The organism is Streptomyces sp. NBC_00029 (assembly GCF_045160505.1).
GTDB lineage: Bacteria > Actinomycetota > Actinomycetes > Streptomycetales > Streptomycetaceae > Streptomyces.
Genome location: NZ_CP108292.1, coordinates 5,923,386 through 5,949,288, shown reverse-complemented (window position 1 = coordinate 5,949,288; position 25,903 = coordinate 5,923,386). Strand labels below are relative to the sequence as shown.

Here is a 25,903-nt window from a genome sequence, read left to right as displayed (position 1 = left end):
GGCACGGCCCGAGCGCGGCACGGGCACCGGACGGTCAGGCCACGCTGGAGTCGAAGGCGTTGAGGATCTCCGCGGGATGGGTCACCCGCTCGACCATGCCCTCGATCACCCGGGCCAGCACGGGATGGTCGATCCCGCGCAGCGCCGCGAGGTCCAGCCCGGAGAGATCCGGCAGCCGCCCCGGGCATCCCGGGGTCGCTGCCGCCACTTCCTGCTGCTTCGTCACCATGTGCCGCCGGTCCCCCTGTCGCGTCGCACACCGGATGGTCCACTTCCTGTTCCCGCCGTCCGCTCCGTGGAAACGGCGCTCCCCGGTCGCGGGGGCGCCCGCCGCGCGGGCGTCAGAGGCCCGCCTCCAGGGTCCGTATCCGTACGCGGACCGCCTCCGTGCGCCCGGCGGCGCCCTCGCGGGTCCGCGTCCACAGCTCCAGCGCCGAGCGGTACGCGTCCAGGGCCGCGCGGGGCCGGGCGAGGCGCGCCAGCACGTCCCCGCGCAGCTCCTGTACGCGGGCGGCCAGCTGGACTGCAGTGTCCTCGCGGTCCTCCACGTCGGCCTCCAGGGCGGCCCGCCAGGCCCGCCGGTAGGAGTCCGCCGCCCGGTCGAGGCGGTCCAGCGCCCGCGTGTGGCCGTGGATCTCCTGCTGCACGTCTCCGTGGTCCCGCCAGGCGCGGGCCTGTTCCAGGGGGTCGCGGCTGTGCCGGACGGCCAGTTCCAGCAGGTATTCGGCCTCCCGCAGGTCCACCGGATCGCCCTCGTAGGCGTGCCGCAGCCGGAGCCCGGTGGCCAGCCGCAGCAGCCGGTGCGCCGACCCCGGGTCGGACTGGGCGACGGCGGAGCGGCTCTCGCGCAGGACGCGTACGGCGGTCCCGGTGAACCGCCGCCCGTCGGTGGCCCGGGCCCGGTCCAGGAGTACCTCGCCCCACTCGGGCAGCAGTTCGCCGAAGGCCTCCCCGTCGCGGGGGATCAACCGCCGGGCCCGGCCGTACGCCTCGGCGGCGTCCTCCAGCGCCGCCTGGTCGGCGTCCCGCGCGTACCGCTCCCGGTGCACCCGGGCCAGGCACACCAGGGCGGCGACCCGCAGCTCGGGGTCCCCGCCCGTCTCCGCCAGGGCCGCGTCCAGCTGCGCGGCGGCCTCCTCCAGCCGGCCGGGGAGGTGGCGCAGCGCGTCGGCCAGCTCCACCCGCACCCGCGCGGTGCCGCCTCCGGTACGCCCGGGTGGGGCCGACGGGGCGTCCAGGGCCAGCGTCAGGCGGGCCGCGGCCTGTCCGGCCAGGGCCGTGCGCTCGGCCGGGTCCCGGGTGCGGGGCAGCAGGGCCAGCAGGACGCGGCCGAGCGCCAGGTGCAGTTCCGCGTACGGGGCCGGGCCGCCGTCGCCGCGAACGCCGCTCGTACCCTCACCGCCGTCACCGCCGTCACCGCCGCCGTCCCGCAGGCCCGTGTCCGCGCCGGGTGCCGGGCCCGCCAGGGGTTCGAGGGCCGCGCGGGCCTCGCGGAGCGCCCCCGTGTCGTCCCGCAGCCCGCTCAGCCGGATCAGGGTCTCGGCCCGCCGCACGGCGCAGTCCCGCCGCAGCTCGGGGTCGGCCGCGGCGCCCGCCGCCGCGAACTCCAGGTCCGCCGCCGCGAGCAGTTCCGCATCCGGTCCGGCGGCCAGCGCCCGCTCGTACAGCACCCGGCCGAGGACCGCCCCCGCCTTCGCCGTGCGCAGCCCGGTCACGGCCCTTTCCGCCTCGGCGAGGAGCTCCGGGTCCCGCTGGGCCGTCCACAGCCTCAGCAGAGCCCCCGCCAGCTCGGTCTCCGCCTCCTCCGGCGGATCGCCGGGCCCCGCCGGGGCCGTCACGGCACGCCGGAGCACCGCCACGGCCTCGTACAGGGCCCGTGCGCCGCCGTCCCCGTCGGCGTCCGCGTCCGCGAGCCGGACCCGGGCGGCGCGCACCGCCCCGGCCCGGACGGGCACCGGGGCCGGGGCGGGCTCCCGTACCGCCGGGCCCTCCTCGGGCATCCCGGGCAGGTAGCGCCGTACGACTTTGGCCGAAACCTGTGCGAAGGCCTGCGGGAGGCGGCCCTCGGGCGCCCGCTCGGTGTCCTCCGGCCCGGGGTCGCGAACCGCCGGCGGGATCCCGGTCAGCTGGGACACGGCGAGCGCGGGGAAGTTCCGCACGCCCCGCCCGAAGTGCGCGAGCACGTACTCCGAGCAGTGCTTGAGCACCAGCGCGGCCTCGTCGCGCCCCAGCGGTCCCAGCAGCACGTCCTGCACCCCGGGGGCGAATTCGTACCAGTGCCCCGGCCCCGGACCGCTGCGCCGCAGCAGCCCGCTCAGCAGCACCTCCGCCAGGTCGGAGGGCTCGGAGTCCGGCAGCATCGTGCGTTGCACCAGCCGCATCACGGGCAGCGTCAGCGGAGCCGCCGACAGGTACACGGCGAGCTGTACGGCCCGGGGCGCTGCCGAGGAACGGAAGCGTGCCACCAGCTCCCGCGGCGGCCGTACGGCACGCGGCGGCGGCAGGGGCGCGGCCGGATGCCCGGCCAGCACCCGGCCCACCTCGGCCGGTACCGGCCCGGCGGCGAGCCCGGCCAGCAGCCGGGCCCAGGCGCCGAGGGCGGTCGCGCTCGGCGGCAGCACCGGCACGGTCAGCCCTCCCGTGGGCCGTCCGGGCAGCGGCGGCCGGTCCGGCCGGAAGGTGAGCCTGCGCGCGCCGCCCTCCAGCCGGGTGAGGGTGCCCCGCTCGGTGGGCAGCCAGCTGCGCCCCCACAGCCGCTGCGGCAGCGGCTGGACGACCATGCACGGGGTGCATTCGGCCCACCGGTGCAGCAGCCGCTGCGCGGTGCCCTCGCGCCACAGCGGTCCGGCGCAGTCGGAGACCACCATGGTCAGGGCGCGGCCGGTCGGGTCCCGCAGCTGGTCCCCGGAGCGCAGGCCGGAGGCGCGTACGCAGCCGGGTGCGGGGCTGCGCCCGAGCGCGGCCGTGCCGTCCGTGAGGCGGTGCAGGTAGTGCACCTGTACGTCGTGGAAGGCTCCCAACCGCTCGCACACGGAGCGCAGTTCCTCGAACATGTCCTGCCAGACGGCCATCGACGGGGACGCGTCCATCACCAGCCGTACGGTCGCCTCGCGCCGGCTCTCCGGCCGGAGCACCGGGATGACCAGGCCGAGGGCGCGGGCGCTGGCGTCGGCGGTGGCCGACTCGTCGATCACCAGGCGGGTGGGCGGGCCGGGCGGGCGGTGGCGCTGGAGGGCGCGCAGGGCCCGCTGGATGTCCAGGATGCGGGGCAGCGCTGCGGCGCCCGGCACCCGTACGGGCACGCCGTACTCCTCGGGCGACTCCTGCGGCCGCTCCCCCGCGGCGCCGTCGGCGCGGGCCGCCCCGGGCGCGTAGAGGCCGACCGGATCCTCGGCGTCCGGCCGTACGGGCTCGGCGCTCCCGGCGACCGGCTCCTCGGCCGCGGTGTCGGGGCCGCCCGGCTCCCGGGGGCCCGGGGCGCTCTGCCCGGGTCCGCGGATGTGCCCGGCCAGCCACAGGGCGTCGGCGAGTTCCTCGGCGGACGGGTCGAGCCCGGCCGCGCGCAGCAGCGCGGCCAGTTCACGGACGCCGGGTGCTCCGGCGGATGCCACGGCCGATCACCTCGGGCGGTCGAGGCGCTGGATGAGCAGGTCCGCGAGGTCCTCCCGGGTGGGCGGGGCGGCGTAGTGCGTCAGGTAGACGGCGTTGAGCAGCTGGTCGGCGGCGACCAGCTCGGACTGGGAGCGGCTGAGGAACTCCCGGATCAGGTCGGCCCCGAGGCGGGCTGCCTCCTCCCCGAGGTGGGCGCGGACCATGGTGGCGAGCCGTTTCTCGCCGGGCTGTCCGAGCTTCAGCTGGATGCAGCGGCGCAGCAGGGCGGCCGGGAAGTCGCGTTCCCCGTTGCTGGTCAGGATGATGAACGGGAAGGACCGGCAGCGGACGCGGCCGCCGTGGACGGTCACCTTGGTCCCGTCGTCGGTGAGCACCTGCACCTCGGGTTCGGTGTCGGCGACCCGTTCCAGTTCGGGGAGGGCGAACTCCCCTTCCTCCAGGACGTTCAGCAGGTCGTTGGGCAGGTCGATGTCGCTCTTGTCGAGCTCGTCGATGAGCAGCACGCGGGGGCGGGCGGTCGGCAGCAGGGCGGTGCCGAGCGGCCCGAGCCGGATGTACTTCCCGATGCCGGGGGCGGCTGCGGGTCCGGAGCCGGCCTGGGCCGGGCCGCCGCCGCTCGCGGCGATCTGCACGTCCTGCAGCCGGGCCAGGGCGTCGTACCGGTACAGCCCGTCCTGGAGCACGGTCCGCGACACCACCGGCCAGCGCAGCACCCGCCCCAGCTTCAGCTCGTGGGCGACGGCGTGCGCGAGGGTGGACTTCCCGGTTCCGGGAAAGCCGGTCACGAGCAGCGGCCGGCGCAGGTACAGCGCCGCGTTGATGGCCTCCAGCTCCTCGGGCTCCGGCCGGTGCAGCTCGGCGGCCTGCCGGTGCGCGCCGAGCCGCCGGGCCACGTTGCCGTCGGCGGCCCGGGCCGGACCGTCCGCCTCCGCCACGGGCCCGCCGTCGAAGTCCCGCCAGGGCGGCGGGTCGGGCAGCGCGTCGATGCCGTCGTGGGGCTCACCCACCCCGCGGTATATGAGCCACTCGTCGTTCATGGTGCTGCTCCTCCCTCGCCTGGGCCGCTCGCATCCGCCGGGCCGCCGCCGCCCGGCCTGGTCACAGGTCGCCCTGCAGCGGTTCGTCCTCGGGCAGCGGCCGCGCCGGGTCCTCCCACACCAGTCCCGCCCCGGTCGCCCAGTAGGCGTCGGGGTCCGCCCCGTACGCCCGCCCCCGCAGGGTCTGGAAGCGCAGCGGCAGCACCTCCGCCCGCCCGGCGTCGGCCAGTTCCTCCCGCAGCCCGCGGTGGAAGGGCGCGCACGAGGCCCCGGGCTCCGGCGGGGGCCTCCGGGTCACCGCCACCCCGTACCCGGCGTCGCGCACCGCGTGCAGCGAGCCGAGCGTCGGCTCCTGGTCGGCGGCCCGGCAGTGCACGGGCACGGTGTTGTCGGGGAGGCCGGTCAGCCACTCGGTGGCGGGGCTGCGGGGGCGCCCTCCGGCGCAGTCGGCCCGTTCGTCCTGGAGCGGGCCCGCCTGCACCCGGGCCCACCGGGCGCCTGCGTCGCCGCCCTCGCGGTCGGCGGGATGCTCCCGCGCGCCGCCCGGGTTCGGCCCTGCGGTCCCGGCCGGGTGGCGCAGCACCACCGGCCGCTGCACGCCGAGCGGTACGCCGCCCACCACCACCCACGCGTCCACCGCGAGCCCGAACAGCTCGGGGGCCACGGCCACTTCGAGCAGGGCCGCCGCCTCGTGGGTGTCGCACCGCCGGAAGCCCTCGGCGAGCGGGACCCGTAACGCCTCCGGCAGACCCGCCAGGGTGGCCCGTACGCCCGAGTCCACCGGAGTCACCCGCCCCGCGTGCGCGGGTCCGGCGAGCACGGAGACCCGCCAGTCGTAGACGTCCTCCCAGCCGTGCGCCCAGACCTCCAGCAGTACGGAGGCACCGGACGGCAGACCTCCGGCCCGCCGGGCCGGGCCGTGGACCGACCGCCCGGCCGTGGCCCGCCGGCGCCGCTCGCGCTCGGCGAGGCCCCGCTCGCGGCGCTCGCCGAGCTCCCGCCGCAGGGGCCGCCACAGCCGCTCGGCCGTGGCCCGTACCCAGTCCCACAGCTCCTCGTCGGCGCCCGGTGCGGCCGGCTCCCGGTACTCGGCGACGCTCACGTCCGTCGCGTACCGGAGCATCGCCGCGGCCTCTCCCGTCCCACCGGGCGGGTCGTGCAGCAGCCCCAACCCGTCGCGCCAGCTCAGCGGGGCGGGCGGCTGCGGGTCCGGCTCCTCCCCGCGCACCTCCTCGACGAGGGCGCGTACGACCTCGGAGGAGCCGGGCGGCGGCAGTTCGGCCAGGAGCCCGTACAGGGTGGTGCGCTCGCCGGGGGTGAGCCGGCCCCGGCCGGCGTACGGGTCACCCTCCTCCGGCGGGAGCTCGCCGTGCACGTCCGTCCAGGTCCGGCGGTTGTCGAGATCGCTGAGGTGCTGGTCGTAGTGGTGGAGGTCGTGGGCCTGCATGATCCGGCGGTAGAGCCCGACCTGGCCGCGGGCGGCCATCGGGAGGGTGCGCAGCTGTACGACGGAGACGGCGAGCCCGCCGCCGCCGGTCTGCCGCCGGGCCTTGAGCACGCCGACGACCTCCCCGCGGGCCAGGTCCACCACGGGCCCGCCGGACATGCCGGGTTCGATCTCGTCGTCGTCGCCGAGCCGGATGGCCGCGCCGTTCCCGGCGGTGCCGCGCAGCCGGGTGGTGCGGCCGGTGATCTCGGGGGTGCCGAGGTCCTCGGTGCAGCCGAAGTAGGCGACCTCGTCGAAGCGCGGCCGGGAGCGGTCGGTGATCCAGACGCAGGCGTGCGAGACGGGGGCCAGGACCCTGATCAGCGCCAGGTCGGGCAGGTCCCACAGTGCGTGCCGGCCGGGCCGCCGCTCCTCCAGCCGCTCGGGCAGTACGCATTCCACGCGCCCGGTGACCGTGCCGGTGACGCTCCCCGCGGAGAAGGTGATCCCGACCTCGCGCCCCGTCAGACGCACCGCAGCACCCCCTTCGCCGACCACGTGCGCGCACGTCAGGACCCAGCCGGGAGCGATGAAGAAGCCGCTCCCCCAGGTGGGACCGGTCCGATGACTGCGAGGGTTGTCATACCCGCCCGGCGGGGCGTGAACGCGTACGGTCGCCGCCTGGACGAGGGGCTCGAGGAGCTCGAAGGCGCGCGCGGCACCCGTCGTGCGCCCGTCCGTCATCCGCGCCCCCTGGTTGTCGGGCATCCAGGCTAGACCCGGGGAGGGCGCAGGCGGGAGGTCTCGCCTTAAGGCGGATTATCCTGGCGGGAAACACCCCCTGCACACCCCCATCACGGCACGGAGCCCGACTTGTACTTCACCGATCGCGGCATCGAGGAGCTGGAGAAGCGGCGCGGCGAGGAGGAGGTCACCTTCGAGTGGCTCGCCGAGCAGCTGCGCACCTTCGTCGACCTGAACCCGGACTTCGAGGTCCCGGTGGAACGCCTCGCCACCTGGCTGGCCCGCCTGGACGACGAGGACGAGGACGAGGACGCCTGAGCCCCCGGGCCGGGACGGTTGCTCAGGGGCGGCCGACCGTACGTACTGGCCGGTTCCGCCCGCCACCGCCACCGGCGATGCCGTCGAGCACGGCCCGAGCCACGACGAGGAGCCGCCCGCAGCCCGGAGACCCCCTCGACTGGCTGCGGGCCGCCCTCGGTGAGAGGGGCTGACTGCGGTCGCCGCGCATGACTACGGCCCGGCCGCTCGGAGCGGACGGGCCGTAGTCATGCGCGCCGTCACCGGCAGCGCGGGCAGAACCTCGGGGCACCCAGGATCAGGCGGCCTTGGTCTCCCAGAAGATGCGGTCGATCTCGGCGATGAGCTCAAGGGCCTTGGCGCCGGTCGCCGGGTCGTTCGACGCCTTGGCGGCCGAGAGGGCCTTCAGGGTGTCGTTGACCAGGGTGTGCAGCTGCGGGTACTTCTCGAAGTGCGGGGGCTTGAAGTAGTCGCTCCACAGCACCGAGACGTGGTGCTTGGCGAGCTCGGCGCGCTGCTCCTTGATGGTGATGGCGCGCGCGCGGAAGTCGGCGTCGTCGTTGGCCTGGTACTTCTCCTGCACGGCCTTGACGGACTCGGCCTCGATGCGGGCCTGGGCAGGGTCGTACACGCCGCACGGAAGATCGCAGTGGGCGGAGACCTTCGCCTTGGGGGCGAAGAGGCGGGAAAGCATGGAGTTTGTCCTCCTCGTGATCGTCTTCTCAAGGGGGAGATTACTCGCTGAACAACCGGATTTCGCGGGCGCCCCCATGGGCTTAGGACAAAAGTCCAGGGTCGCGGCCGGACCGGTGAGCGAATGTACGGACCCGTGCGGCAGCATGCGGGGGTGACGAGGAGGACACGCATGGTGGAGAACGGGCGCCCGCGGAAGCGGTTCGAGGTGGTGGAGGTGACGGGGGCGTCGATGGTGCCCACGCTGCTGAACGGGGACCGGCTGGTGGTCCGGTACGGGGCTGCGGTCCGGCCGGGTGACGTGGTCGTGCTGCGCCACCCGTTCCAGCAGGACCTGCTGGTGGTCAAGCGGGCGGTGGAGCGACGGCCGGGCGGCAGCTGGTGGGTGCTCGGCGACAACCCCTTCAACGAGACCGGCGACAGCACCGTCTACGGGCCGGTGCCCGGGGAGCTGGTGCTGGCCACGGCGGTGCTGCGCTTCCGGCCGCGCGAGGAGGATCAGCGCTCGCTGAGGGCCCGGCTGTCCTGGGCGGTCTCGGCGCTGCGCCCGCTGCGCGCGGACGCCTCGGCCTCCAGCCGCTTGCGGGCGCGGTAGGCGGCCACGTTCGCCCGTGTGGCGCAGCGGTCGGAGCAGTAGCGCCGGGAGCGGTTGGTCGAGGTGTCGAGGTAGGCGTTGCGGCAGGGCGCGGCCTGGCACAGGCCGAGGCGGTCGGGTCCGTGCTCGGTGAGGGCGAAGGCCAGGCCCATGGCCGCCATCGCGGCGTAGCCCGCGGAGGCGTTCGAGGGGTGCTCGGCCAGGTGGATGTGCCAGTCGGGGCGGCCGTCGTCGGCGAGGGTCTCGTGGCCGGACACCTGGGGGCTGACGGGGAACTCCATGAGCAGCGAGTTCAGCAGGTCGACGGCGAGGACCTCGTCGCCGCTGTCGGCGGCCTCGAACACCGAACGCAGGCGGCCGCGGACGTTGCGGAAGCGGGTGACGTCACCGTCGGTGACGCGGCGCGCCATCTGCTGACTGGCGCCGAACAGGTCGCGGACGGCGTCCACCGAGGTGAGCGAGTCCTTGTTGCGGGCCGGCTCCTCGGTGTTGACCAGGCGCACGGCGAAGTCCGAGTAATGGGCCAGTTCCACTTGTAGTCCTTACGGCTGCGGATTAATGTCTCCGGTAACGGCTGAGACGTCTTCGAGGGTATTACGTATGGAGGGGTACGGGATGACGGATACGGCGAATACGACAGCTTCAGCGGCTCCGGCGGGCACCAGCGACTGGCAGGCCTGGCAGGACAGCTGGGACCGGCAGCAGGAGTGGTACATGCCCGACCGCGAGGAGCGGTTCCGGGTGATGCTGGACATGGTCGAGGCGCTGGTGGGACCCGCCCCCCGGGTGCTGGATCTCGCATGCGGTACGGGAAGTATCACGGACCGCGTCCTCAAGCGGTTCCCGGAAGCCACCAGTACGGGCGTCGATCTCGACCCCGCCCTGTTGACCATCGCCGAGGGGCACTTCGCGGGCGACGAACGGGTCACCTTCGTGACCGCCGACCTCAAGGACCCCCACTGGCGCGCCGCCCTCCCCCACGCCGCCTACGACGCCGTCCTGACCGCCACCGCCCTGCACTGGCTGCCGAGCGGGGACCTGGCCGTCCTGTACGGGCAGCTCGCACCGCTCGTGGCCCCCGGCGGGGTGTTCATGAACGCCGACCACATGCCCGACCCGGCCACCCCGCGCATCGACGCCGCCGAGCACGCCCACCGGCACGCCGGCATGGACCGGGCCAGGGCGGCCGGGGCCGTGGACTGGCGCGAGTGGTGGGCCCTGGCGGGCGCCGACCCGGCGCTCGCCGAGCAGGTGAAGCGGCGCTTCGAGATCTACGGGGAGCACGCGGACGGCGACACCCCGTCCGAGGCCTGGCACGCCGAGACCCTGCGCGCCGCGGGCTTCGCGGAGGCCCGTACGGTCTGGCGCTCCCCCTCGGACGCGCTGGTCCTAGGGCTGAAGTAGGAACCTGGAACCGCAGGAAGCCCGCGGCACACGCGCGGGAACGGCTGAGGGGCGGTACGGGGTCTCCCGTACCGCCCCTCACCGTCCGCGGGTGCGCCGAACTACAGCACCTTGGACAGGAACGCCTTCGTGCGGTCGTGCTGGGGGTTGCCCAGCACCTCGCGGGGGTGGCCCGACTCCACGACCACACCGCCGTCCATGAAGACGAGGTTGTCGCCGACCTCGCGGGCGAAGCCCATCTCGTGCGTGACCACGATCATGGTCATGCCCGATTCGGCCAGGTCCCGCATGACGTCCAGGACGTCACCCACCAGCTCCGGGTCGAGCGCCGAGGTGGGCTCGTCGAAGAGCATCAGCTTCGGCTCCATGGCCAGCGCGCGGGCGATCGCCACGCGCTGCTGCTGGCCGCCGGAGAGCTGGGTGGGGTAGTTCCCGCCCTTGTCGCCGAGGCCGACGCGGTCCAGGAGGCGCACGGCGCGCTCGCGCGCCACCGCCTTGGACTCGCCCTTGACCATGACCGGGGCTTCCATGACGTTCTCTATGGCCGTCATGTGCGGGAAGAGGTTGAAGCGCTGGAAGACCATGCCGATGTCCCGGCGCTGGGCCGCGACCTCGCTGTCCTTCAGCTCGTAGAGCTTGTCGCCCTTCTGGCGGTAGCCCACCAGCTGGCCGTCGACGTACAGCCGCCCCGCGTTGACCTGCTCCAGGTGGTTGATGCACCGCAGGAAGGTCGACTTGCCGGAGCCGGACGGGCCGACCAGGCAGAAGACCTCACGCGGGGCGACCTCCAGGTCGATGCCCTTGAGGATGTGCGCCGCACCGTAGGACTTGTGGACGCCCTCGGCCTTCACCATGGCAGTCGTCATCAGGCCACCGCCTTGCGGTTCGAGAAGCTGGACAGTTTCGCCTTGATCTTCTGCAGCGGCGTGGGCGGCAGCGAGCGGAGCGCACCGCGGGCGTAGCGGCGCTCCAGGTAGTACTGGCCGACGCTGAAGACGCTGGTCAGGGCGAGGTACCAGATCGACGCGACGAAGAACATCTCCATCACCGCGAACGACGTGGACGCGATGTCCTGGGCCGCGCGCAGCAGGTCGAAGTACTGCACGGCGACGACGAGCGACGAGGTCTTGAGCATGTTGATGAACTCGTTGCCCGACGGCGGCACGATCACGCGCATGGCCTGCGGCAGGACGACGCGGCGCATGGTCTGCATCCGGGTCATGCCGAGCGCGTGCGAGGCCTCGCTCTGGCCCTCGTCGACCGACTGGATGCCGGCGCGGACGATCTCCGCCATGTACGCGCCCTCGTTGAGGCCGAGACCCAGCAGGGCGGCCAGGAAGGGCGTCATGACCTGGGTCATCTCGTCCTTGTAGAACCCGAGGTTCAGGATCGGGAAGATCAGGGCGAGGTTGAACCAGATGAGGAGCTGCACGTACACCGGGGTGCCGCGGAACAGCCAGATGTAGAACCAGGAGATGGTGCTGGTCACCGGGTTCTTCGAGAGCCGCATCACGGCGAACAGGACACCGAGCACCAGGCCCAGGGCCATCGAGGCGACGCTGATCCAGACCGTGTTGACGACACCGCGGAGGATCGTCGGGTCGAACAGCTTCTCCGGCACGGTCGCCCAGCGCACGTTGCCCTGCGAGAAGGCGACGACGAGGGCCACGACCAGGCCGATGACGACCACGGCGCTGATCCAGCGGCCGTAGTGGCGGACCGGGATGGCGCGGATGGCCTCGGGGGGGACGGCCCCGGCCGGCGGGGTGTCCGCCGGGTCCGGGACCTTGTCGAGCTTGTCAGTCACAGTGACTGCCCTTCAGTGTGCTGCGGTGGTACGCGGAGGTCAGGAACCGGCGTTGATCTTGGCCTCGGTCACGGCGCCGGAGCCCGCGTTCCACTTGTCCAGGGCGGCCTTGTACGTGCCGTCCTTGATGACCGCGTCGAGGGCTTCCTTGATCGCGTCGCGCAGCTCGGTGTTCTTCTTGTCGACCGCGATACCGAAGAAGCCGGCGTCGCTCGGGGTGACGATGGCCTCGAAGTCGTTGCCGCCGCCCGCCTCCTTCGCGATGTGCGCGGCGACCGGGGAGTCGTTCAGGTCGGCGACGGCGCCGCCGGCCTTCACGCGGGTCTGGGCCTCGGCGTCGGTCGGGAAGGACTCGATCTTGAGCTCGCCCTTGCCGTCCGTCTTGCACTTCTCGGCCTGGGTCTTGGCGACCGTCTCGTAGGTGGTGCCGCGCTGGACGGCGACCGTCTTGCCGCACAGGTCGTCGAGGGTCTTGATGCCCTCCGGGTTGCCCTTCTTCACCAGGATGGCGGTGGAGGAGGAGAAGTAGTCGACGAAGTCGACACCGGCACCGGTCTTGGCGCCCTTGTCGTCCAGGCCGTCCTGACGGGCCTTGGTGTCGCTCAGCGAGGACATGACCACGTCGCTGCGGCCGGTCTGCATGCTGCTGATCAGCGTGTCGAAGGTGCCCGACTCGAACTTGAACGGGACGCCGAGCTGCTTCTCCAGGGCCGCCGCGATGTCCGGGTCCACGCCGACGACCTTGCCGCCCTCGGTGAACTCCATCGGCTTGTACGTGGCGTCCGTGCCGACCTTGATGACACCGGCGTCCTGGATCTTCTTCGGGAGCTTGGAGAAGAGCGGGGCGCTGCTGTTGTTCGCCGCACCCGACGGGGTGCTGGAGGCCTTGTCGGTCTGGTCACCACAGCCGGTGAGGATCAGGGCGCCCGCGACCGCGATCGCGCCGACCGCGGCGATCCGGGACCGTGCGGCGGTCGTACGACGGGTGGTGCTAGCGGTCATGGCTTGGTTCCTCCGGCGCTGGTGGAAAAGCATCGAAAAACGGTCGGACACGCACCATCGAGTGTCGCGACCTTGTGTGATTACGGCATCTTGCCATTCGGACTGAGACATTCAGGGTGCCCGTCAGGTCAAAATCGCATAACGGGCGGTGGGGGTAGCCCAACAGGACTGCGGAGAAGGGGGTTCAAGGCCGCAGATACTGCTGTGACCTGCTGTTTTGACCGCAGTTTCTACGGAGCGTCTCGCCCACTGGACGGCAAGGTTTGGACTTTTCGCCAAAAGCCGGGCAAGGGACCTACAGTTGAGCGGGAATCGACTCGTCTGGGCGAGCGTTCTTCGGGTAGAACAGATCCTTACACCCCTCATCCGGGGCTCAGGGCGCGCGTGCGGCGCGCCCGCGCGTACGAACCTCCCCTTCGCGGAGACGGGCCAACCGTTGACGCGGAGTACGGACGCGGTGCCCGCCCACCCCTTAACCAGGAGTGGCCACCCTCAACGATTCAAAGGACTTAAGGGGTCACACGAAGTGGCAGCGGAAATCTTCAACCCTCGCAGTGACAGCGTCACGGACAACAACCCGGACGCGGTGTTCGCGCTGCACCGGGGCGGCAAGATGGCCATCCAGGCCACCGTCCCGGTCACCAACAAGGATGACCTCTCCCTGGCGTACACGCCCGGCGTGGCGAAGGTGTGCACCGCCATCGCCGAGCAGCCCGAGCTGGTGAACGAGTACACCTGGAAGTCCAACGTGGTCGCCGTCGTCACCGACGGTACGGCCGTGCTCGGACTCGGTGACATCGGTCCCGAGGCCTCCCTCCCCGTGATGGAGGGCAAGGCCATTCTCTTCAAGCAGTTCGGTGGCGTGGACGCGGTCCCGATCGCGCTCGCCACCAAGGACACGGACGAGATCATCGAGACGGTCATCCGCCTCGCTCCGTCCTTCGGGGGGGTCAACCTGGAGGACATCTCCGCCCCCCGCTGCTTCGAGATCGAGCGCCGCCTCCAGGAGGCGCTGGACATCCCGATCTTCCACGACGACCAGCACGGCACGGCGATCGTGACGCTCGCCGCGCTGCGCAACGCCGCGAAGCTGACGGGTCGCACCCTCGGCGACCTGCGCGCCGTGATCTCGGGTGCCGGCGCGGCCGGCATCGCCATCGCCAAGATCCTGGTGGACGCGGGCATCGGCGACGTCTGCGTCACCGACCGCAAGGGCGTCGTGTCCGCGGACCGCTCCGACCTGACGGACGTCAAGGCGGAGATCGCGGGCCTGACCAACCGGACCGGCCAGACCGGCTCCCTGGAGAAGGCGCTGAACGGCGCCGACGTCTTCATCGGCGTCTCCGGCGGTACGGTCCCGGAGGAGGCGGTGGCCTCGATGGCGAAGGACGCGTTCGTCTTCGCCATGGCCAACCCGAACCCGGAGGTCCACCCGGACGTCGCTCACAAGTACGCGGCGGTCGTGGCCACGGGCCGGTCGGACTTCCCGAACCAGATCAACAACGTGCTGGCGTTCCCCGGCATCTTCGCGGGCGCCCTCAAGGTGCGCGCGACCCGGATCACCGAGGGCATGAAGATCGCCGCCGCCGACGCCATCGCCGGTGTCGTGGGTGACGAGCTCGCCGCCGACTACGTGATCCCGTCGCCGTTCGACGAGCGCGTGGCCGAGGCCGTCGCCACGGCCGTCGCCGCCGCGGCGAAGGCCGACGGAGTGGCCCGCCTGGTCTGAGACCGGAGCCGAGCAGTACGCGCAGAGGCCCGACCGGATTCCTCCGGCCGGGCCTCTGCGTTTCCCCGTCCGGCGCCCGGACCGTCCCGGAGCGTCCCGGGCTGTACCGGACCGTCCCGGGTCGTCCCGGGCCCGGTGGGACGAAGGCCTCACACCCACGGTCGCGGGAAGGCTGGAACCCGGCCCTACCGAGCGGTAGCGTCGCCGCATGTTCGCTGCCTACGCCGCCCGAATCGACCGTGACCAGCCGCTGAACGGCCTTGTGCTGGGCGACCGCCCGGCTCCCGAGGCCCGGCCCGGCTGGGTGACCGTGAACGTCAAGGCCGCCTCCCTCAACCACCACGACCTGTGGTCGCTGCGCGGGGTGGGCCTCGGCGAGGAAAAACTCCCGATGATCCTCGGCTGCGACGCCGCCGGGATCGACCAGGACGGCAACGAGGTCGTCCTGCACTCCGTGATCGGCCAGAGCGGCCACGGGGTCGGCCCGGACGAGCCCCGCTCGATCCTGACCGAGCGCTACCAGGGGACCTTCGCCGAGCAGGTGACCGTCCCCGCCTGGAACGTGCTGCGCAAGCCCGCCGAGCTGACCTTCGAGGAGGCCGCCTGCCTGCCGACGGCCTGGCTGACGGCGTACCGGATGCTGTTCACCAATGCCGGGGTCCGTCCGGGGGACTCCGTCCTGGTGCAGGGCGCCGGAGGCGGTGTCGCGACCGCCGCGATCGCCCTCGGCAAGGCGGCCGGCCTGCGGGTCTACGCCACGAGCCGGGACGAGGCCAAGCGCAAGCGGGCCGTCGAGCTGGGCGCGGTGGAGGCGTACGAGCCGGGCGCGCGGCTGCCGCAGCGGGTGGACGCCGTGATCGAGACGGTGGGCGCCGCCACCTGGTCCCACTCGGTGAAGTCCCTGCGCCCCGGCGGCACCCTGGTGATCTCCGGCGCCACGAGCGGCGACCGCCCGGCGCACGCCGAGCTGACCCGGATCTTCTTCCTGGAGCTGAAGGTGGTCGGCTCGACGATGGGCTCGAAGGACGAGCTGGAGGACCTCCTCGCCTTCTGCGCCACGACGGGGCTGCGGCCGGTCATCGACGAGGTGCTGCCGCTGGACCGGGCGCGGGAGGGGTTCGAAAAGCTCGCGTCGGGCGACCTCTTCGGCAAGATCGTCCTCACCCCCTGACGCACACCGGCATGTCAACCGGGGTTGACGAATCTCCCGCGTCAACCTACATTGACATGCATGACCGAAGCCACTGATCTCGCCGAGCGGGCCGGTGACCGGGACCCGCGTGTGGGCCTGCGTGCCGTGGCCGCCCTCCGGAGGCTGCTGGAGCAGCTGGAGGCCGTACAGGTACGCAGTGCCCGCGCGCAGGGTTGGTCCTGGCAGGAGATCGCGGCCGAGCTCGGCGTCAGCCGGCAGGCCGTGCACAAGAAGTACGGGAGGCTCTGATGTTCGAACGCTTCACCCGCGACGCCCGGTCGACCGTGACCGGGGCGGTGACCGAGGCCCGGCAGACCGGCGCCGCCACCGTCACCGAGGAACACCTGCTGCTCTCGCTGCTGGCCCTGGGCGCCCTGGACCCCCTCGGCGTGGACCGCACGGCGGTGGCCGCCGATCTCGCGGCGGCCCGCCGCCGGGGCGGCATGTCCAGGGCGGACGAGGAGGCACTGGCCGGACTCGGCATCGACCTCACCGAAATCGTCACCCGCATCGAGGAGACCCACGGCGAGGGCGCCCTCGCGGCCCCGGCGCCCCGCAGGCGGACCCTGGGCGCCTCGCTCCGCTCGGCCTTCGGGCGCGAGGGCGCCGACGACCGCACCGGCAGCCGCCACGTCCCCTTCACCCAGGGCTCGAAGAAGGTGCTGGAGCAGTCCCTGCGGATCGCCCTGGGCCGCAAGGACAACCACATCGGCACCCTGCACCTGCTGCTGGCCCTGCTCTCCCGCCCCGGCACGGTCTCCGAGGTCCTGACGGACCACGGCATCACCTACAACACGGCCGAGACGGGCCTGGCGGCCTGACCGCCGTCCGGGCGGGCTACCGCCCGGACCCGAACGCGGTCTCCAGCCGGCCGCGGGCAGCCGCCAGATGCCGGCGGGCCTCGGCCACCTGGGCCGCGGTCACCCCGCGGTCCCGGGCCGCGTCGCGCACCTCGTCGCGGAAGCGGTCGAGCAGCCGGTCCAGGTCGCGGCCCGCATCGCCGGTGGGCGTCAGGTCCGCGGCCCAGTCCGGATCCCGGTCCGCGTCCGCCGCCGCGGTATGCGCGGCCGCGGTATGCGCGGCCGCGTCGGCATCGGCCGTACGGGGCTCCGCGGGCATGGTCTGCGTACCGCCGCCCAGCCAGGCGCCGGCCAGGCTGCCCAGCACACCGCCGGACTTGGCGAACTGCTCCTGGAGCTGGCCCGCGATGCGCTGGACCTCCTCGCGGGCCCGGTCCTGGGCCTCCTTGGCCTGACGGCGGGCCTGCTGCGCCTCCTCACGGGCGCGGCGGCTCTCGTCCTTCGCCCGGCGCGCCTGTTCCTTCCACTCGTGCCGCGCCTTGCGCAGCTCCTCCTTGGCGACCTTCCAGGACTCGTCCTCGGTGACCTGGGTCGCCGAGGCGGAGGCCGCGGCCCGCATCTCGCGCCGCAGGTCACCCGCCGCGCCCCGGACCTCGCTGCGTATCTCCGCGGCCAGTTCGGTGACCGAGTCGCGGATCTCCAGTTCCAGGTCGGCCAGTTCACCGCCGCGGTCGGCCAGCTCGGCACGGCCCGCCTCGGTGATCGAGTACACCTTGCGCCCGCCCTCGGTGGCGTGCGTGACCAGGCCCTCGGCCTCCAGCTTCGCAAGCCGCGGGTACACCGTCCCCGCGGAGGGCGCGTACAGGCCCTGGAAGCGCTCCTCCAGCAGGCGGATCACCTCGTACCCGTGGCGCGGGGCCTCGTCCAGCAGCTTGAGGAGGTACAGGCGGAGGCGGCCGTGGGCGAAGACGGGCGGCATGTCAGAGCACCTTCTTGTCGAGCGCGAGGGGGGCGGGAGCGGGGCCGTCGGCCTCGGCCTGCGGGCGGCGCAGCAGTGCGATCGAGCCGGAGACCGTGGTCGCCCGCAGGGTGCCGACGCCGGAGCCGAGGGTTCCGGTGATCCGCTTGGCGCCCATCTGCCCGGAGACCTGCAGGTCCTCGAAGGCGTTGGAGACGCGGCCGGTGGCGGTGTTGGCCTCCACGCGGGCGTCCGCGGGGTGCGGGAGCCGGATCGCGACCTGGCCGGAGACGGACTTCAGGGCGATGTCCACGGGGCGCGCGGCCTCCGGGCCGGGGTCCAGGTCGATGAGCATGTCACCGCTGACCGAGTCGGCCCGTACCTTCACGCCCGCGCCGTCGACGACGGTCAGGTCGCCGGAGACCGACTGGAAGCCGAGGTCGCCGGTGACGGACTGGGCCTCGACGTTGCCGGAGACGGTGTGCGCCTTGACCCGGCCGGACAGGCCGACCAGCGTGGCGTCGCCGGAGACCACATTGACGTCGGTGCCGCCGGAAATGCCCGAGACGAAGGGGACGGCGTCGACGGCAGCCACCTTGACCTGGGTGCCGGCGGGGACGGTGAGGGTGATCGCGACGCTGCGCTCCCAGGCCTTGCGGCCGGAGGACGAACCGGACCAGGCCTTCCACGGCTTGGACTCGAACCACTCCTTGAGCCCCTGGGAGCCGTTCCGGGGCAGGTCCTCGTAGGAGACGGTGAGGATGCCGCCGTCCTGCACGGCGAAGAGGGGCGGCCCGTCGACCTCGGTCACTTCCAGGCGGGCCGGGCCCTCCTCGGCGGCGACCACGTTGACCGTGCCGCTCACGACGCGGACGCGGAGCTCGATCACCGGCTCCTCGAAGGTGAGCTTCTGAGGTTCGGCGAAGTGCCACGTCGTCGGCGACGGCGACGGCTGGGGCGACTGCTCTGCCATGGTGCTGATCCTCCTCGTGCGTTCACGGACCGGGCTCGACGCACGCAACATATCGCGTCTTCTGTTAACACGATATATCGCGGTCTGGGGAAGTCAAGCGCCCTGCCGGAACCCCACCATTCAGGGTGTTTTGCTCTATTGTGTGGGCATGTCAATCTCCCGGACCGTGACCGGCGGACTGCTGCTCTGCCGCGCCGAACCGCGTGCCGCCCGGCGTCCGGCACATCTGCTGCGCGTACGCCTGCTGCTCGCTCCGGCCGGCGAATGGAGCGTGCTCGTCCCCGAGGACAAGCCATGGCTGGACGGTCCGGGCACCGTGGCCGACGTCCTGGCCGGCTGGGGCTCGGCGATCGCGGTCGGCACCGACTGGCCGGTTCTGAGCCTGTGGTGGGAGGGCGGCCGGACCGGATTCGCCCTGTCGAGCGGCTTCCGGCGCACCGCCGCCTACGCGTGGGACGCGGCCGGGCGCCCGGCCGGCGAGCCCGATGCCATGCGCGCCCTGTCGGCCCGCCTCGGCCTGGACCCCGTACTCGACCTGGCGGAACTGGAACGCCTCACCCGCACCGACGCCGACCCCGCCGTCGACGGGGAGGGCCGGCTGCTCGCGCTGATCGCCCTGCTGACCCGCGCCGGACTGGCGCTGCCCGCCGGGCTGGCCCCCGGCGAGTCGGCCGACCGGCTGCGGGGCGCGGCCCGGGTGGCTCCCGGCGTCGAGACGGTGGAGTGGTCCGGCTGGCGCGACGCGGTACGGGCCGAGCTCGACGCGGTGGAGGAGAGCCCGCTGGGCCCGTGGGTCCGCGGCCCGAGGGCCCGCCTGCTGGGCGCGGCCCAGGTGGCGGCCGGCGCACCCCTGCTGGCCTGGGCGGCCCACCGCCGCAGTCCCGGCTGGGCGGCGGCGGGCGCGGTCCTGCTGGCGCAGGGCGCCGCATCACTGGCGTACGACCGGGCCCGCGCGCGGCAGGCGGAAGCCGGCTGAAGGTCCGCAAGGCACGCCCTATGAGGCGATCCGGGCGACCTCCAGCAGGGGGCTCGCGTGGTGGTGGAGCCAGGCCCGGTACGGGGGCGTCCGCAGGGCGGCTTCGCGATAGGCGTCGCGCAGGTCCTCGTAGACCTCCGCGTGCGCGCCCGGGCGGGTGGCCAGCAGCAGGCGCACGGCGAGGGGGTCCCCCGACAGCGGCCGGATGGCCATGTCCTCGCGCGGCCCGGAGGTCGGCTGGCAGGGGGCGACCGCCTCGCCGGAGATGATCAGCGAGGTCGCCGTGTGGTAGTCGGCGTGCAGCACCGGCGGGTCGAGCCCGGCCCCGGCGAAGATCCGGCGCAGGCCGTCCCACTCGCCGTCGACCGAGGGGTCCACCATCCAGCGGTCGGTGGCCAGGTCCCGTAAGGAGACCACCGACTGCCCGGCGGCCGGGTGGTCCCGGGACATCGACACGAACTGTGGCTCGCGATCCATCAGCACGTGCACCTGCAGCCCCGCCGGCACCCGCAGCGGGCTGCCCTCCACCTCGTGCACGAACGCCACGTCCAGCTGCCCGGCGGCGACCATCCTGAGCAGTGCGTTGGCGGAGACGTCCACCACCAGCGAGGTCTCGGTGTCCGGAAGCCGCCGGTGGATCCGCCGCAGCCAGCCCGGCAGTGCACTGCTGGCGGTGGAGCCGATGCGCAGCCGCGACGCGTGGGCCAGTTCGCGGGCCTCCGCGACCAGCGCGGCCATCTCGGCGAGCAGCGGGCGGGCCCGGCCCAGCACGGTGCGGCCGAAGGGGGTGGGCCGGCATCCGGTCCGCTCGCGCAGGAACAGCTCGCCGTCGAGGGCCCGTTCGATGCGGCGCAGCTGGGTCGTCAGGGAGGGCTGGCTCACGCCGAGTTGCCGGGCGGCCTTGTGCAGGCTTCCGGCGTCGGCGATGGCGCACAGGGCGCGCAAGTGCCTGACCTCAAGCTCCATGCCCCGAGGGTAGGCCGGTCCCGGTGGACCGCACCAGCCACCGATAGCCCCCCGAATCCCGCCATTCTCACGCTAGTTGGGCTGCCGAAATCTCTCCGATAGGCCGGCGCTATCGGGGAGTGACATCATCCGCCGGGCACGTGGGCTCCCGCAGACTCCGGTTCGAAAGACCACCCCCCACCGCACCGGACGAGTAGGAGCTCCCCCACATGCGCCACTCCCGTAAGGCCATGCTGGCCACGACCGTCGGCCTCGGCCTCGCCGCAACCCTTGGTGTCGTCCCCACCGCCACCGCCGCGCCCGCCCCCGTCGGAAACGCCGTGAGCTACGCCGCGTACGAGCGTTCGCCGGAGAACGAGGCCGCCAACCGCGCCTTCTTCGAGGCCGTGCAGCGCTCGGTCGCCGAGCAGCGTGCCGCGAACCCGGCCGCTCTGGCCGTGACCGTCACGTACAACACCCGCAGCGCCCCCAGCTTCCGCACCCAGATAGCCCGCTCCACGCAGATCTGGAACAGCTCGGTGTCCAACGTCAAGCTGCAGGAGGTGTCCTCGGGCGGGAACTTCTCGTACCGCGAGGGCAACGACTCACGCGGCTCGTACGCGAGCACGGACGGGCACGGCCGGGGCTACATCTTCCTCGACTACCGGCAGAACCAGCAGTACAACTCCACCCGGGTGACCTCGCACGAGACCGGCCACGTGCTGGGTCTGCCGGACCACTACTCGGGCCCGTGCAGCGAGCTGATGTCGGGGGGCGGCCCGGGCACGTCGTGCACGAACGCCACCCCGAACTCCGCCGAGCGCTCGCGCGTCAACCAGCTCTGGGCCAACGGCTTCGCCTCGGGCCTGGGCGCGAAGGACCTCGCCACCAAGGGCTGAGTCACCGCTCCTCGGGGTCCGAGTAGTCGCGGCAGCCGGGGTTCCGACAGGGACCCCGGCCCCAGACCGGAATGAAGATCCCGAGTGACTTGCGCCGCCTGACCACCGTGTCGACGCGGCGCCCGCACGCCGGGCACACCTGCTGTTCGTGCCCGGCCTGCGGGGCCACCGTCTCGTGCACATGGTGCTGCTGTTCACCGGCCATACCTCCACGGTAGGCCGGTTTCGCGCGTTCGGCGGGTCAGCGCCTGCGCGCGTAGGTGGTCACGACCTGGCCGCCGCCGAAGGTCTTGACCCCGGTCAGTTCCAGGTCGCGTCGTGCGAAGCCGGCCCGCGTGAGGGGGATCCCGCTCCCGGCGAGGACGGGGTAGGTCTTGATCACGAACTCGTCGATCTCGTCGACCAGCTGGGCGGCGAGATCCGCGCCTCCGCACAGGTAGACGCCGAGCCCGTCCTGGGCCTTCAGCTCCCGCACCCGCGCCGCCACGTCCCCGCTGATCAGCTCGACCGCCGGGTCGGGGGTGACCGCGATCGAGCGCGTGGCCACGTACTGCGCGAGGTGGGCGTAGGGACTGGTGACGCCCATCTTGAGGCCCGGGTCGTAGGTGCCGCGCCCCATGACGACCGCGTCGAAGTGCCGGGCGGTCGAGATGTCGACGCCCAGCGCCTCGTGGGCGTGGGTGGGGATGGTCTCCGGGTACTCGGCCGTCAGGTATCCGAGGTACTCGGGGTCCAGATAGTCGTTGAAGAAGTCGCCGTCTCCGTCCGGGTCCGCCATGAAGCCGTCGATCGAGGTGGCGATGAGGTACGTCAGCTTGCGCAAGCGATTCTCTTTCACTGGGCAGTGCCACCGCGCCGGGGCACGTCGAATAAAGTACTTCGCCTGCAGTGGTTACACAAGGGGTTTCGGATCAGCCGCGCGGCTTGCGCCACATCGGCCACATCAGCGGCCCCTCGGGCAGCTGCACCGCCTCTCCCGTGAACTCCCAGCCGAGCCGCTCGTACAGCCCCTTGCTGCGCTCACTGCTCGCCTCCAGGTACGCCGGCACCCCCTCGCGGTCGCAGCGCTCCAGCACCGGGCGCATCAACTCGCTGCCGAGCCCCTCCCCCTGCCGGCCCGGGGCGACCGCGATCATCAGCAGGTACTCGTGCTCCTCGGCGGTCGGGTGCACCGCGCCCGTGAGGCGCCCGACCAGCTCGCACCGCTCGTTGTCCGGGTCCGCCACGGCCCGCATCCGGGCCGGGACCTCATCCTCACCCTCGGGCTCACCCGCCGGGATCCGCAGCCACAGCGCGGCCGCCGAGCCGTCCGCGGCGTAGTCGATCCGGCCCTCCTCCAAAGCCACGTCCACGAAGACGCCCAGGAACTTCGCGTGCACCGCGGCCCGGTGCTCCGGGTCCGGGAAGACCCAGCTGCTCACCGGATCGGTGCGGAAGGCCTCGTCGAGGAGCCGCGCCACCGCGTCCCGGTCCGACTGATCCGCCTGACGTATCTCCAGCGCCACTGGTCACACCCTTCGCTCACGTGTCAACAACCGTGAGCGATCCTAGAGTTGGAGCGGACATGCGGTAAGGCCCGTTCCGGCGCCGTGCGGTACCGGAACGGGCCTCGAACCCCTTCTGCCTCCTTCGCCCCCCTCGGGCTCACCTCGTACGGCGCGTCACGAACTCCGCGAGTGCCAGCAGCCCCCCGGCCGCCCCGAGGTCCGGCACGGCCCGGGACAGCTGCTGCACCGCCCGCCCCATCCGGTCCGCGGCCTGGGCCTGCGCCCAGTCGCGTCCGCCGGCCCGGTCCACCGCCTCGGCCGCCCTGCGCACGTCGTCCCCGGTCATGGGTCCGGCGTAGAGCGCGGCCAGCTCCTCACCCGCCGCGGTGCCCGAGGTGAGGGCGGCCACGACCGGCAGGGACTTCTTGCGGGCGATCAGGTCGGCCCCGGCGGGCTTGCCGGTGTGCCCCGGATCCCCCCAGATGCCGATCAGGTCGTCGATCAGCTGGAAGGCCAGCCCGGCCTCCCGGCCGAAGGCGTCCATGGCGTCGACCTCGTCCGGCCCGGCTCCCGCGTACAGGGCGCCCAGCGCGCACGAGCAGCCCAGCAGCGCCCCGGTCTTGGCCGTGGCCATGGCCATGCACTCGTCGAGCGAGACGTCCGGGCGCTGCTCGAAGGCGCAGTCGGCCTGCTGGCCCGCGCACAGCTCGATGACGCAGGCGGCGAGCCGGGCCGAGGCGGCCGCGGCGGCCGGATGCGGATCCTCCGCGAGCAGCCGCAGGGCGAGCGCCATCATCGCGTCGCCCGTGATGATCGCGTCCGGTGTCCCGAAGACGGTCCATGCCGTGGCCCGGCCGCGCCGCCGGACGTCCTTGTCGATGATGTCGTCGTGCAGCAGCGTGAAGTTGTGCGCCAGCTCCACGGCCGCCGCCGCCCGTACGGCCTCGTCGGGCGACCCGGCCCCGGGACCCCGCAGGGCCTGGGCCGCGGCCAGCACCAGGGCCGGCCGGATCGCCTTGCCCGCCCCGCCCGCGGCGGGGCTGCCGTCCTCGTGCTCCCAGCCGAAGTGGTACATCGCCACGCGCCGCATCGAACCGGGCAGGCTCTCGACCGTGCGGCGCAGCTGTGGGTCGACCGCTGCTTTCGTCCGTTCCAGGAGGGCCGCGGCCTCCTGGCCCTCACCGGTCGCGATGGCGTTCACCACAGTCAGCGCCAGCGTCCGATCTCGACGTTCTCCAGCACGCCGAGCGCGTCCGGAACGAGCACCGCGGCCGAGAAGTAGGCGGTGACCAGGTACGAGATGATCGCCTGCTCGCTGATGCCCATGAAGCGGACCGACAGGCTCGGCTCGATCTCGTCCGGGATGCCCGGCTGGTGGAGGCCGATCACGCCCTGCTCGTCCTCGCCCGTGCGCATGCACAGGATGGAGGTGGTGCGGGCGTCGCTGATCGGGATCTTGTTGCTCGGGAAGATCGGCACCCCGCGCCAGGACGGCACCCGGTTGCCGCCGACGTCCACCGACTCCGGGTAGATCCCGCGCTTGTTGCACTCGCGGCCGAAGGCGGCGATCGCCTTGGGGTGCGCCAGGAACAGCTTGGAGCCGCGCCGCATGCTGAGCAGCTGGTCCATGTCGTCGGGGCTGGGCGCGCCGTCGTGCGGCTGGATGCGCTGGTCGTAGTCGGCGTTGTGGAGCAGGCCGAAGTCGCGGTTGTTGAGCATCTCGTGCTCCTGGCGCTCGCGCAGCGCCTCGACCGTGAGCCGCAACTGCTGCTCGGTCTGGTTCATCGGGTGGTTGTAGAGGTCGGCGACGCGGCTGTGCACCCGCAGGACCGTTTGTGCAATGGAGAGCTCGTACTCGCGCGGCCGGGCCTCGTAGTCCACGAAGGTGCCGGGGAGCTGGGCCTCGCCCTGGTGGCCGGCGGAGAGCTCGATCGCCGCCTCGCCGTACTTGTTGGTCTCGCGGTCGGGCAGGGTCCGTACGCGTTCCACGTGCGCGCGCAGCGATTCGACCCGGTCGGCGAGGAGCTGGAAGTCCTGGCGGGACAGGGTGAGCACGGTGCCGGAGGTGGCGGCGCGGGCGGTGTACTCCCAAATCGATTCTTCATCGACGAGGGAGTCGTCGCCGAAGTACGCGCCGTCGGCGACGGTCCGCAGGACGGCGTCGTCCCCGTAGGGGCCGGGGCCGATCTGGTCGATGCGGCCGTGGGCGACCAGGAAGACGTGGCCGGCGGGGCTGCCGAAGGAGGTCAGCTCCTGGCCGGCCTCGAAGTCGGTCTGCCGGCACCGCTGGGCGAGTTCGCCGAGGACGTCGAGGTCCTCGTAGTCGCGCAGGAGCGGGAGCTCGCCGAGCTCTGCCGGGATCACCTGGACCTGGGTGCCGGTCTTGATGAACTCCACGACGCCGTTGCCGACCGAGTAGCTCAGCCTGCGGTTGACGCGGTAGGTGCCGCCCTGCACCGACACCCACGGCAGCATCTTCAGGAGCCACCGCGAGGTGATCTCCTGCATCTGCGGCGCGGACTTGGTCGTGGTTGCCAAGTTCCGTGCGGCCGTCGTCCCAAGACTGCGTTGCGGCGTCTGGGTCTCGGACTCGGAACCTGCCTGGACCGACATGTCTTTCCCTTTCGATCACTCCATGGATCTGCGGGAGCAGCCTTTCAGCACGGAACGTGGTGGGACCATTACACAAACGGGTGGGACTACTCCGTCCGGGCGTGGGCACTCTTTCGGGCCCCTCCCCTTCCCCATGAGCCCCCTCAGCCCCACGCACCCCATCAATTCCGGCCATGCCGGAACCTCCCAGCGCCTTAACTTGCATATGGGATACAACTTTCCCTACGGTGACCCCATGCGGCTCACCCGATTCACCGACCTGGCACTGCGCGTCCTGATGCGCCTGGCCATCGAGGAAACGGACCTCCCGACCACCCGTGACGTGGCGGCGACCATGGAGGTCCCGTACACGCACACCGCCAAAGTGGTCGCCAGGCTGCAGCACCTCGGCCTGGTGGAGGCACGCCGCGGCCGCGGAGGCGGGCTCGCCCTCACCGCCGCCGGGCGCGCAGCGCCGGTCGGCGGCGTGGTGCGCGAGCTGGAGGGCGAGGGCGACGTGGTGGACTGCGAGGGCACCACCCCCTGCCCGCTGCGCGGCGCCTGCGTCCTGCGCGGCGCGCTGCGCAGGGCCCAGGAGGCCTTCTACGCCGCCCTGGACCCGCTGACGGTGAACGACCTGGTGGCATCCCCGACCGGGCCGCTCCTGCTGGGCATTTCGAGCAGGGCGCCGACGGGGGCGGGCGACCCCTGACCGCAGGGCCGAATGGCCGATTA

27 protein-coding genes are annotated in these 25,903 nt (G+C 72.8%); 10 read left to right on the top strand and 17 right to left on the bottom strand.

The window, feature by feature from the left end:
* Positions 1–34 precede the first annotated feature (34 nt).
* The 4 genes from fxsA to OG753_RS27965 all read right to left on the bottom strand — a co-directional run bounded on the left by fxsA (position 35) and on the right by OG753_RS27965 (position 6,843).
* Positions 35–229, bottom strand: coding sequence for an FxSxx-COOH cyclophane-containing RiPP peptide (gene fxsA / locus OG753_RS27980; protein ID WP_202199748.1), 195 nt, complete (start codon positions 227–229; stop codon positions 35–37).
* Positions 230–341: 112 nt separating this feature from the next.
* The gene (locus OG753_RS27975; protein ID WP_405790564.1) at positions 342–3,611 is read right to left on the bottom strand and encodes an SAV_2336 N-terminal domain-related protein; all 3,270 of its coding nucleotides are present in this window, start codon (positions 3,609–3,611) and stop codon (positions 342–344) included.
* 6 nt (positions 3,612–3,617) lie between these two features.
* Positions 3,618–4,649: a MoxR family ATPase gene (locus OG753_RS27970; RefSeq protein WP_327264401.1), complete on the bottom strand. Its 1,032-nt coding sequence runs from the start codon at positions 4,647–4,649 to the stop codon at positions 3,618–3,620.
* Between the two features lie 61 nt (positions 4,650–4,710).
* Positions 4,711–6,843: a trypsin-like peptidase domain-containing protein gene (locus tag OG753_RS27965; RefSeq protein WP_405790562.1), complete on the bottom strand. Its 2,133-nt coding sequence runs from the start codon at positions 6,841–6,843 to the stop codon at positions 4,711–4,713.
* A gap of 105 nt (positions 6,844–6,948) precedes the next feature.
* Here OG753_RS27965 and OG753_RS27960 point away from each other — a divergent pair, with 105 nt between their 5' ends.
* Complete coding sequence (locus OG753_RS27960; RefSeq protein WP_052873789.1) at positions 6,949–7,137, top strand: DUF6104 family protein; 189 nt, start codon at positions 6,949–6,951, stop codon at positions 7,135–7,137.
* Positions 7,138–7,414: 277 nt separating this feature from the next.
* Here OG753_RS27960 and sodN read toward each other — a convergent pair whose 3' ends face one another.
* Complete coding sequence (gene sodN / locus OG753_RS27955) at positions 7,415–7,810, bottom strand: superoxide dismutase, Ni (protein ID WP_030709803.1); 396 nt, start codon at positions 7,808–7,810, stop codon at positions 7,415–7,417.
* 171 nt (positions 7,811–7,981) lie between these two features.
* Here sodN and sodX point away from each other — a divergent pair, with 171 nt between their 5' ends.
* Positions 7,982–8,404: a nickel-type superoxide dismutase maturation protease gene (sodX, locus tag OG753_RS27950; protein ID WP_327264399.1), complete on the top strand. Its 423-nt coding sequence runs from the start codon at positions 7,982–7,984 to the stop codon at positions 8,402–8,404.
* On the opposite strand, the gene OG753_RS27945 is transcribed toward sodX, so the two are convergent.
* Positions 8,308–8,937: a CGNR zinc finger domain-containing protein gene (locus tag OG753_RS27945; RefSeq protein ID WP_327264398.1), complete on the bottom strand. Its 630-nt coding sequence runs from the start codon at positions 8,935–8,937 to the stop codon at positions 8,308–8,310. The genes sodX and OG753_RS27945 overlap by 97 nt on opposite strands.
* An 82-nt stretch (positions 8,938–9,019) precedes the next feature.
* Between OG753_RS27945 and OG753_RS27940 the strand changes: the two genes are divergently transcribed.
* Positions 9,020–9,808 carry a methyltransferase domain-containing protein gene (locus tag OG753_RS27940; RefSeq protein WP_405790559.1) on the top strand — a complete coding sequence of 263 codons (789 nt, stop codon included), beginning with the start codon at positions 9,020–9,022 and terminating at the stop codon, positions 9,806–9,808.
* A 101-nt stretch (positions 9,809–9,909) separates the two neighbouring features.
* Here the strand turns inward: OG753_RS27940 and OG753_RS27935 are convergent, their stop codons facing one another.
* The 3 genes from OG753_RS27935 to OG753_RS27925 are packed head-to-tail and all read right to left on the bottom strand — an operon-like array spanning position 9,910 to position 12,617.
* Positions 9,910–10,674 carry an amino acid ABC transporter ATP-binding protein gene (locus tag OG753_RS27935; RefSeq protein WP_166663123.1) on the bottom strand — a complete coding sequence of 255 codons (765 nt, stop codon included), beginning with the start codon at positions 10,672–10,674 and terminating at the stop codon, positions 9,910–9,912.
* Positions 10,674–11,615 (bottom strand): amino acid ABC transporter permease, encoded by a 942-nt coding sequence (locus OG753_RS27930; protein WP_405790556.1) that lies wholly within the window; start codon positions 11,613–11,615, stop codon positions 10,674–10,676. Before OG753_RS27930 ends, OG753_RS27935 begins: the two co-directional genes overlap by 1 nt.
* Before the next feature lie 39 nt (positions 11,616–11,654).
* Positions 11,655–12,617, bottom strand: a complete 963-nt coding sequence (locus OG753_RS27925) for an ABC transporter substrate-binding protein (protein WP_327264396.1) — start codon at positions 12,615–12,617, stop codon at positions 11,655–11,657.
* A gap of 526 nt (positions 12,618–13,143) precedes the next feature.
* Between OG753_RS27925 and OG753_RS27920 the strand changes: the two genes are divergently transcribed.
* The 4 genes from OG753_RS27920 (at position 13,144) to OG753_RS27905 (ending at position 16,359) form a co-directional block, all read left to right on the top strand.
* Complete coding sequence (locus tag OG753_RS27920; protein WP_405790554.1) at positions 13,144–14,346, top strand: NADP-dependent malic enzyme; 1,203 nt, start codon at positions 13,144–13,146, stop codon at positions 14,344–14,346.
* Between the two features lie 208 nt (positions 14,347–14,554).
* Positions 14,555–15,517, top strand: coding sequence for a zinc-binding dehydrogenase (locus tag OG753_RS27915; RefSeq protein WP_383195918.1), 963 nt, complete (start codon positions 14,555–14,557; stop codon positions 15,515–15,517).
* A gap of 60 nt (positions 15,518–15,577) precedes the next feature.
* Entirely contained in the window at positions 15,578–15,787 is a 210-nt protein-coding gene (locus tag OG753_RS27910) for a helix-turn-helix domain-containing protein (protein ID WP_030013034.1), read from the top strand.
* Positions 15,787–16,359, top strand: coding sequence for a Clp protease N-terminal domain-containing protein (locus OG753_RS27905; protein ID WP_327264394.1), 573 nt, complete (start codon positions 15,787–15,789; stop codon positions 16,357–16,359). The genes OG753_RS27910 and OG753_RS27905 overlap by 1 nt, the downstream gene beginning before the upstream one ends.
* 16 nt (positions 16,360–16,375) lie before the next feature.
* Here the strand turns inward: OG753_RS27905 and OG753_RS27900 are convergent, their stop codons facing one another.
* Positions 16,376–17,317 carry a helix-turn-helix transcriptional regulator gene (locus tag OG753_RS27900; protein ID WP_405790551.1) on the bottom strand — a complete coding sequence of 314 codons (942 nt, stop codon included), beginning with the start codon at positions 17,315–17,317 and terminating at the stop codon, positions 16,376–16,378.
* Between the two features lies 1 nt (position 17,318).
* Complete coding sequence (locus tag OG753_RS27895) at positions 17,319–18,269, bottom strand: DUF4097 family beta strand repeat-containing protein (RefSeq protein ID WP_327264392.1); 951 nt, start codon at positions 18,267–18,269, stop codon at positions 17,319–17,321.
* Positions 18,270–18,423: 154 nt separating this feature from the next.
* On the opposite strand from OG753_RS27895, the gene OG753_RS27890 reads away from it, so the two are divergent.
* On the top strand, positions 18,424–19,245 hold the full coding sequence (locus tag OG753_RS27890) for a hypothetical protein (protein ID WP_405792832.1): 822 nt from the start codon (positions 18,424–18,426) through the stop codon (positions 19,243–19,245).
* Positions 19,246–19,263: 18 nt separating this feature from the next.
* Here the strand turns inward: OG753_RS27890 and OG753_RS27885 are convergent, their stop codons facing one another.
* Entirely contained in the window at positions 19,264–20,211 is a 948-nt protein-coding gene (locus OG753_RS27885; protein ID WP_327264391.1) for a LysR family transcriptional regulator, read from the bottom strand.
* A gap of 209 nt (positions 20,212–20,420) precedes the next feature.
* Between OG753_RS27885 and snpA the strand changes: the two genes are divergently transcribed.
* Positions 20,421–21,089 (top strand): snapalysin, encoded by a 669-nt coding sequence (gene snpA, locus OG753_RS27880; protein WP_327264390.1) that lies wholly within the window; start codon positions 20,421–20,423, stop codon positions 21,087–21,089.
* A 1-nt stretch (position 21,090) separates the two neighbouring features.
* Here snpA and OG753_RS27875 read toward each other — a convergent pair whose 3' ends face one another.
* The 5 genes from OG753_RS27875 to OG753_RS27855 form a co-directional block, all read right to left on the bottom strand.
* Positions 21,091–21,294, bottom strand: a complete 204-nt coding sequence (locus tag OG753_RS27875) for a hypothetical protein (protein ID WP_327264389.1) — start codon at positions 21,292–21,294, stop codon at positions 21,091–21,093.
* A gap of 36 nt (positions 21,295–21,330) precedes the next feature.
* Entirely contained in the window at positions 21,331–21,912 is a 582-nt protein-coding gene (locus OG753_RS27870) for a dihydrofolate reductase family protein (protein WP_405790548.1), read from the bottom strand.
* Between the two features lie 88 nt (positions 21,913–22,000).
* Complete coding sequence (locus OG753_RS27865) at positions 22,001–22,594, bottom strand: GNAT family N-acetyltransferase (RefSeq protein ID WP_327264387.1); 594 nt, start codon at positions 22,592–22,594, stop codon at positions 22,001–22,003.
* Positions 22,595–22,733: 139 nt separating this feature from the next.
* On the bottom strand, positions 22,734–23,786 hold the full coding sequence (locus tag OG753_RS27860; protein WP_405792830.1) for a family 2 encapsulin nanocompartment cargo protein polyprenyl transferase: 1,053 nt from the start codon (positions 23,784–23,786) through the stop codon (positions 22,734–22,736).
* Entirely contained in the window at positions 23,783–25,189 is a 1,407-nt protein-coding gene (locus OG753_RS27855) for a family 2B encapsulin nanocompartment shell protein (RefSeq protein WP_405790547.1), read from the bottom strand. Before OG753_RS27855 ends, OG753_RS27860 begins: the two co-directional genes overlap by 4 nt.
* A 235-nt stretch (positions 25,190–25,424) precedes the next feature.
* Between OG753_RS27855 and OG753_RS27850 the strand changes: the two genes are divergently transcribed.
* Positions 25,425–25,880 carry an Rrf2 family transcriptional regulator gene (locus tag OG753_RS27850; RefSeq protein WP_327264385.1) on the top strand — a complete coding sequence of 152 codons (456 nt, stop codon included), beginning with the start codon at positions 25,425–25,427 and terminating at the stop codon, positions 25,878–25,880.
* Positions 25,881–25,903: the final 23 nt, after the last annotated feature.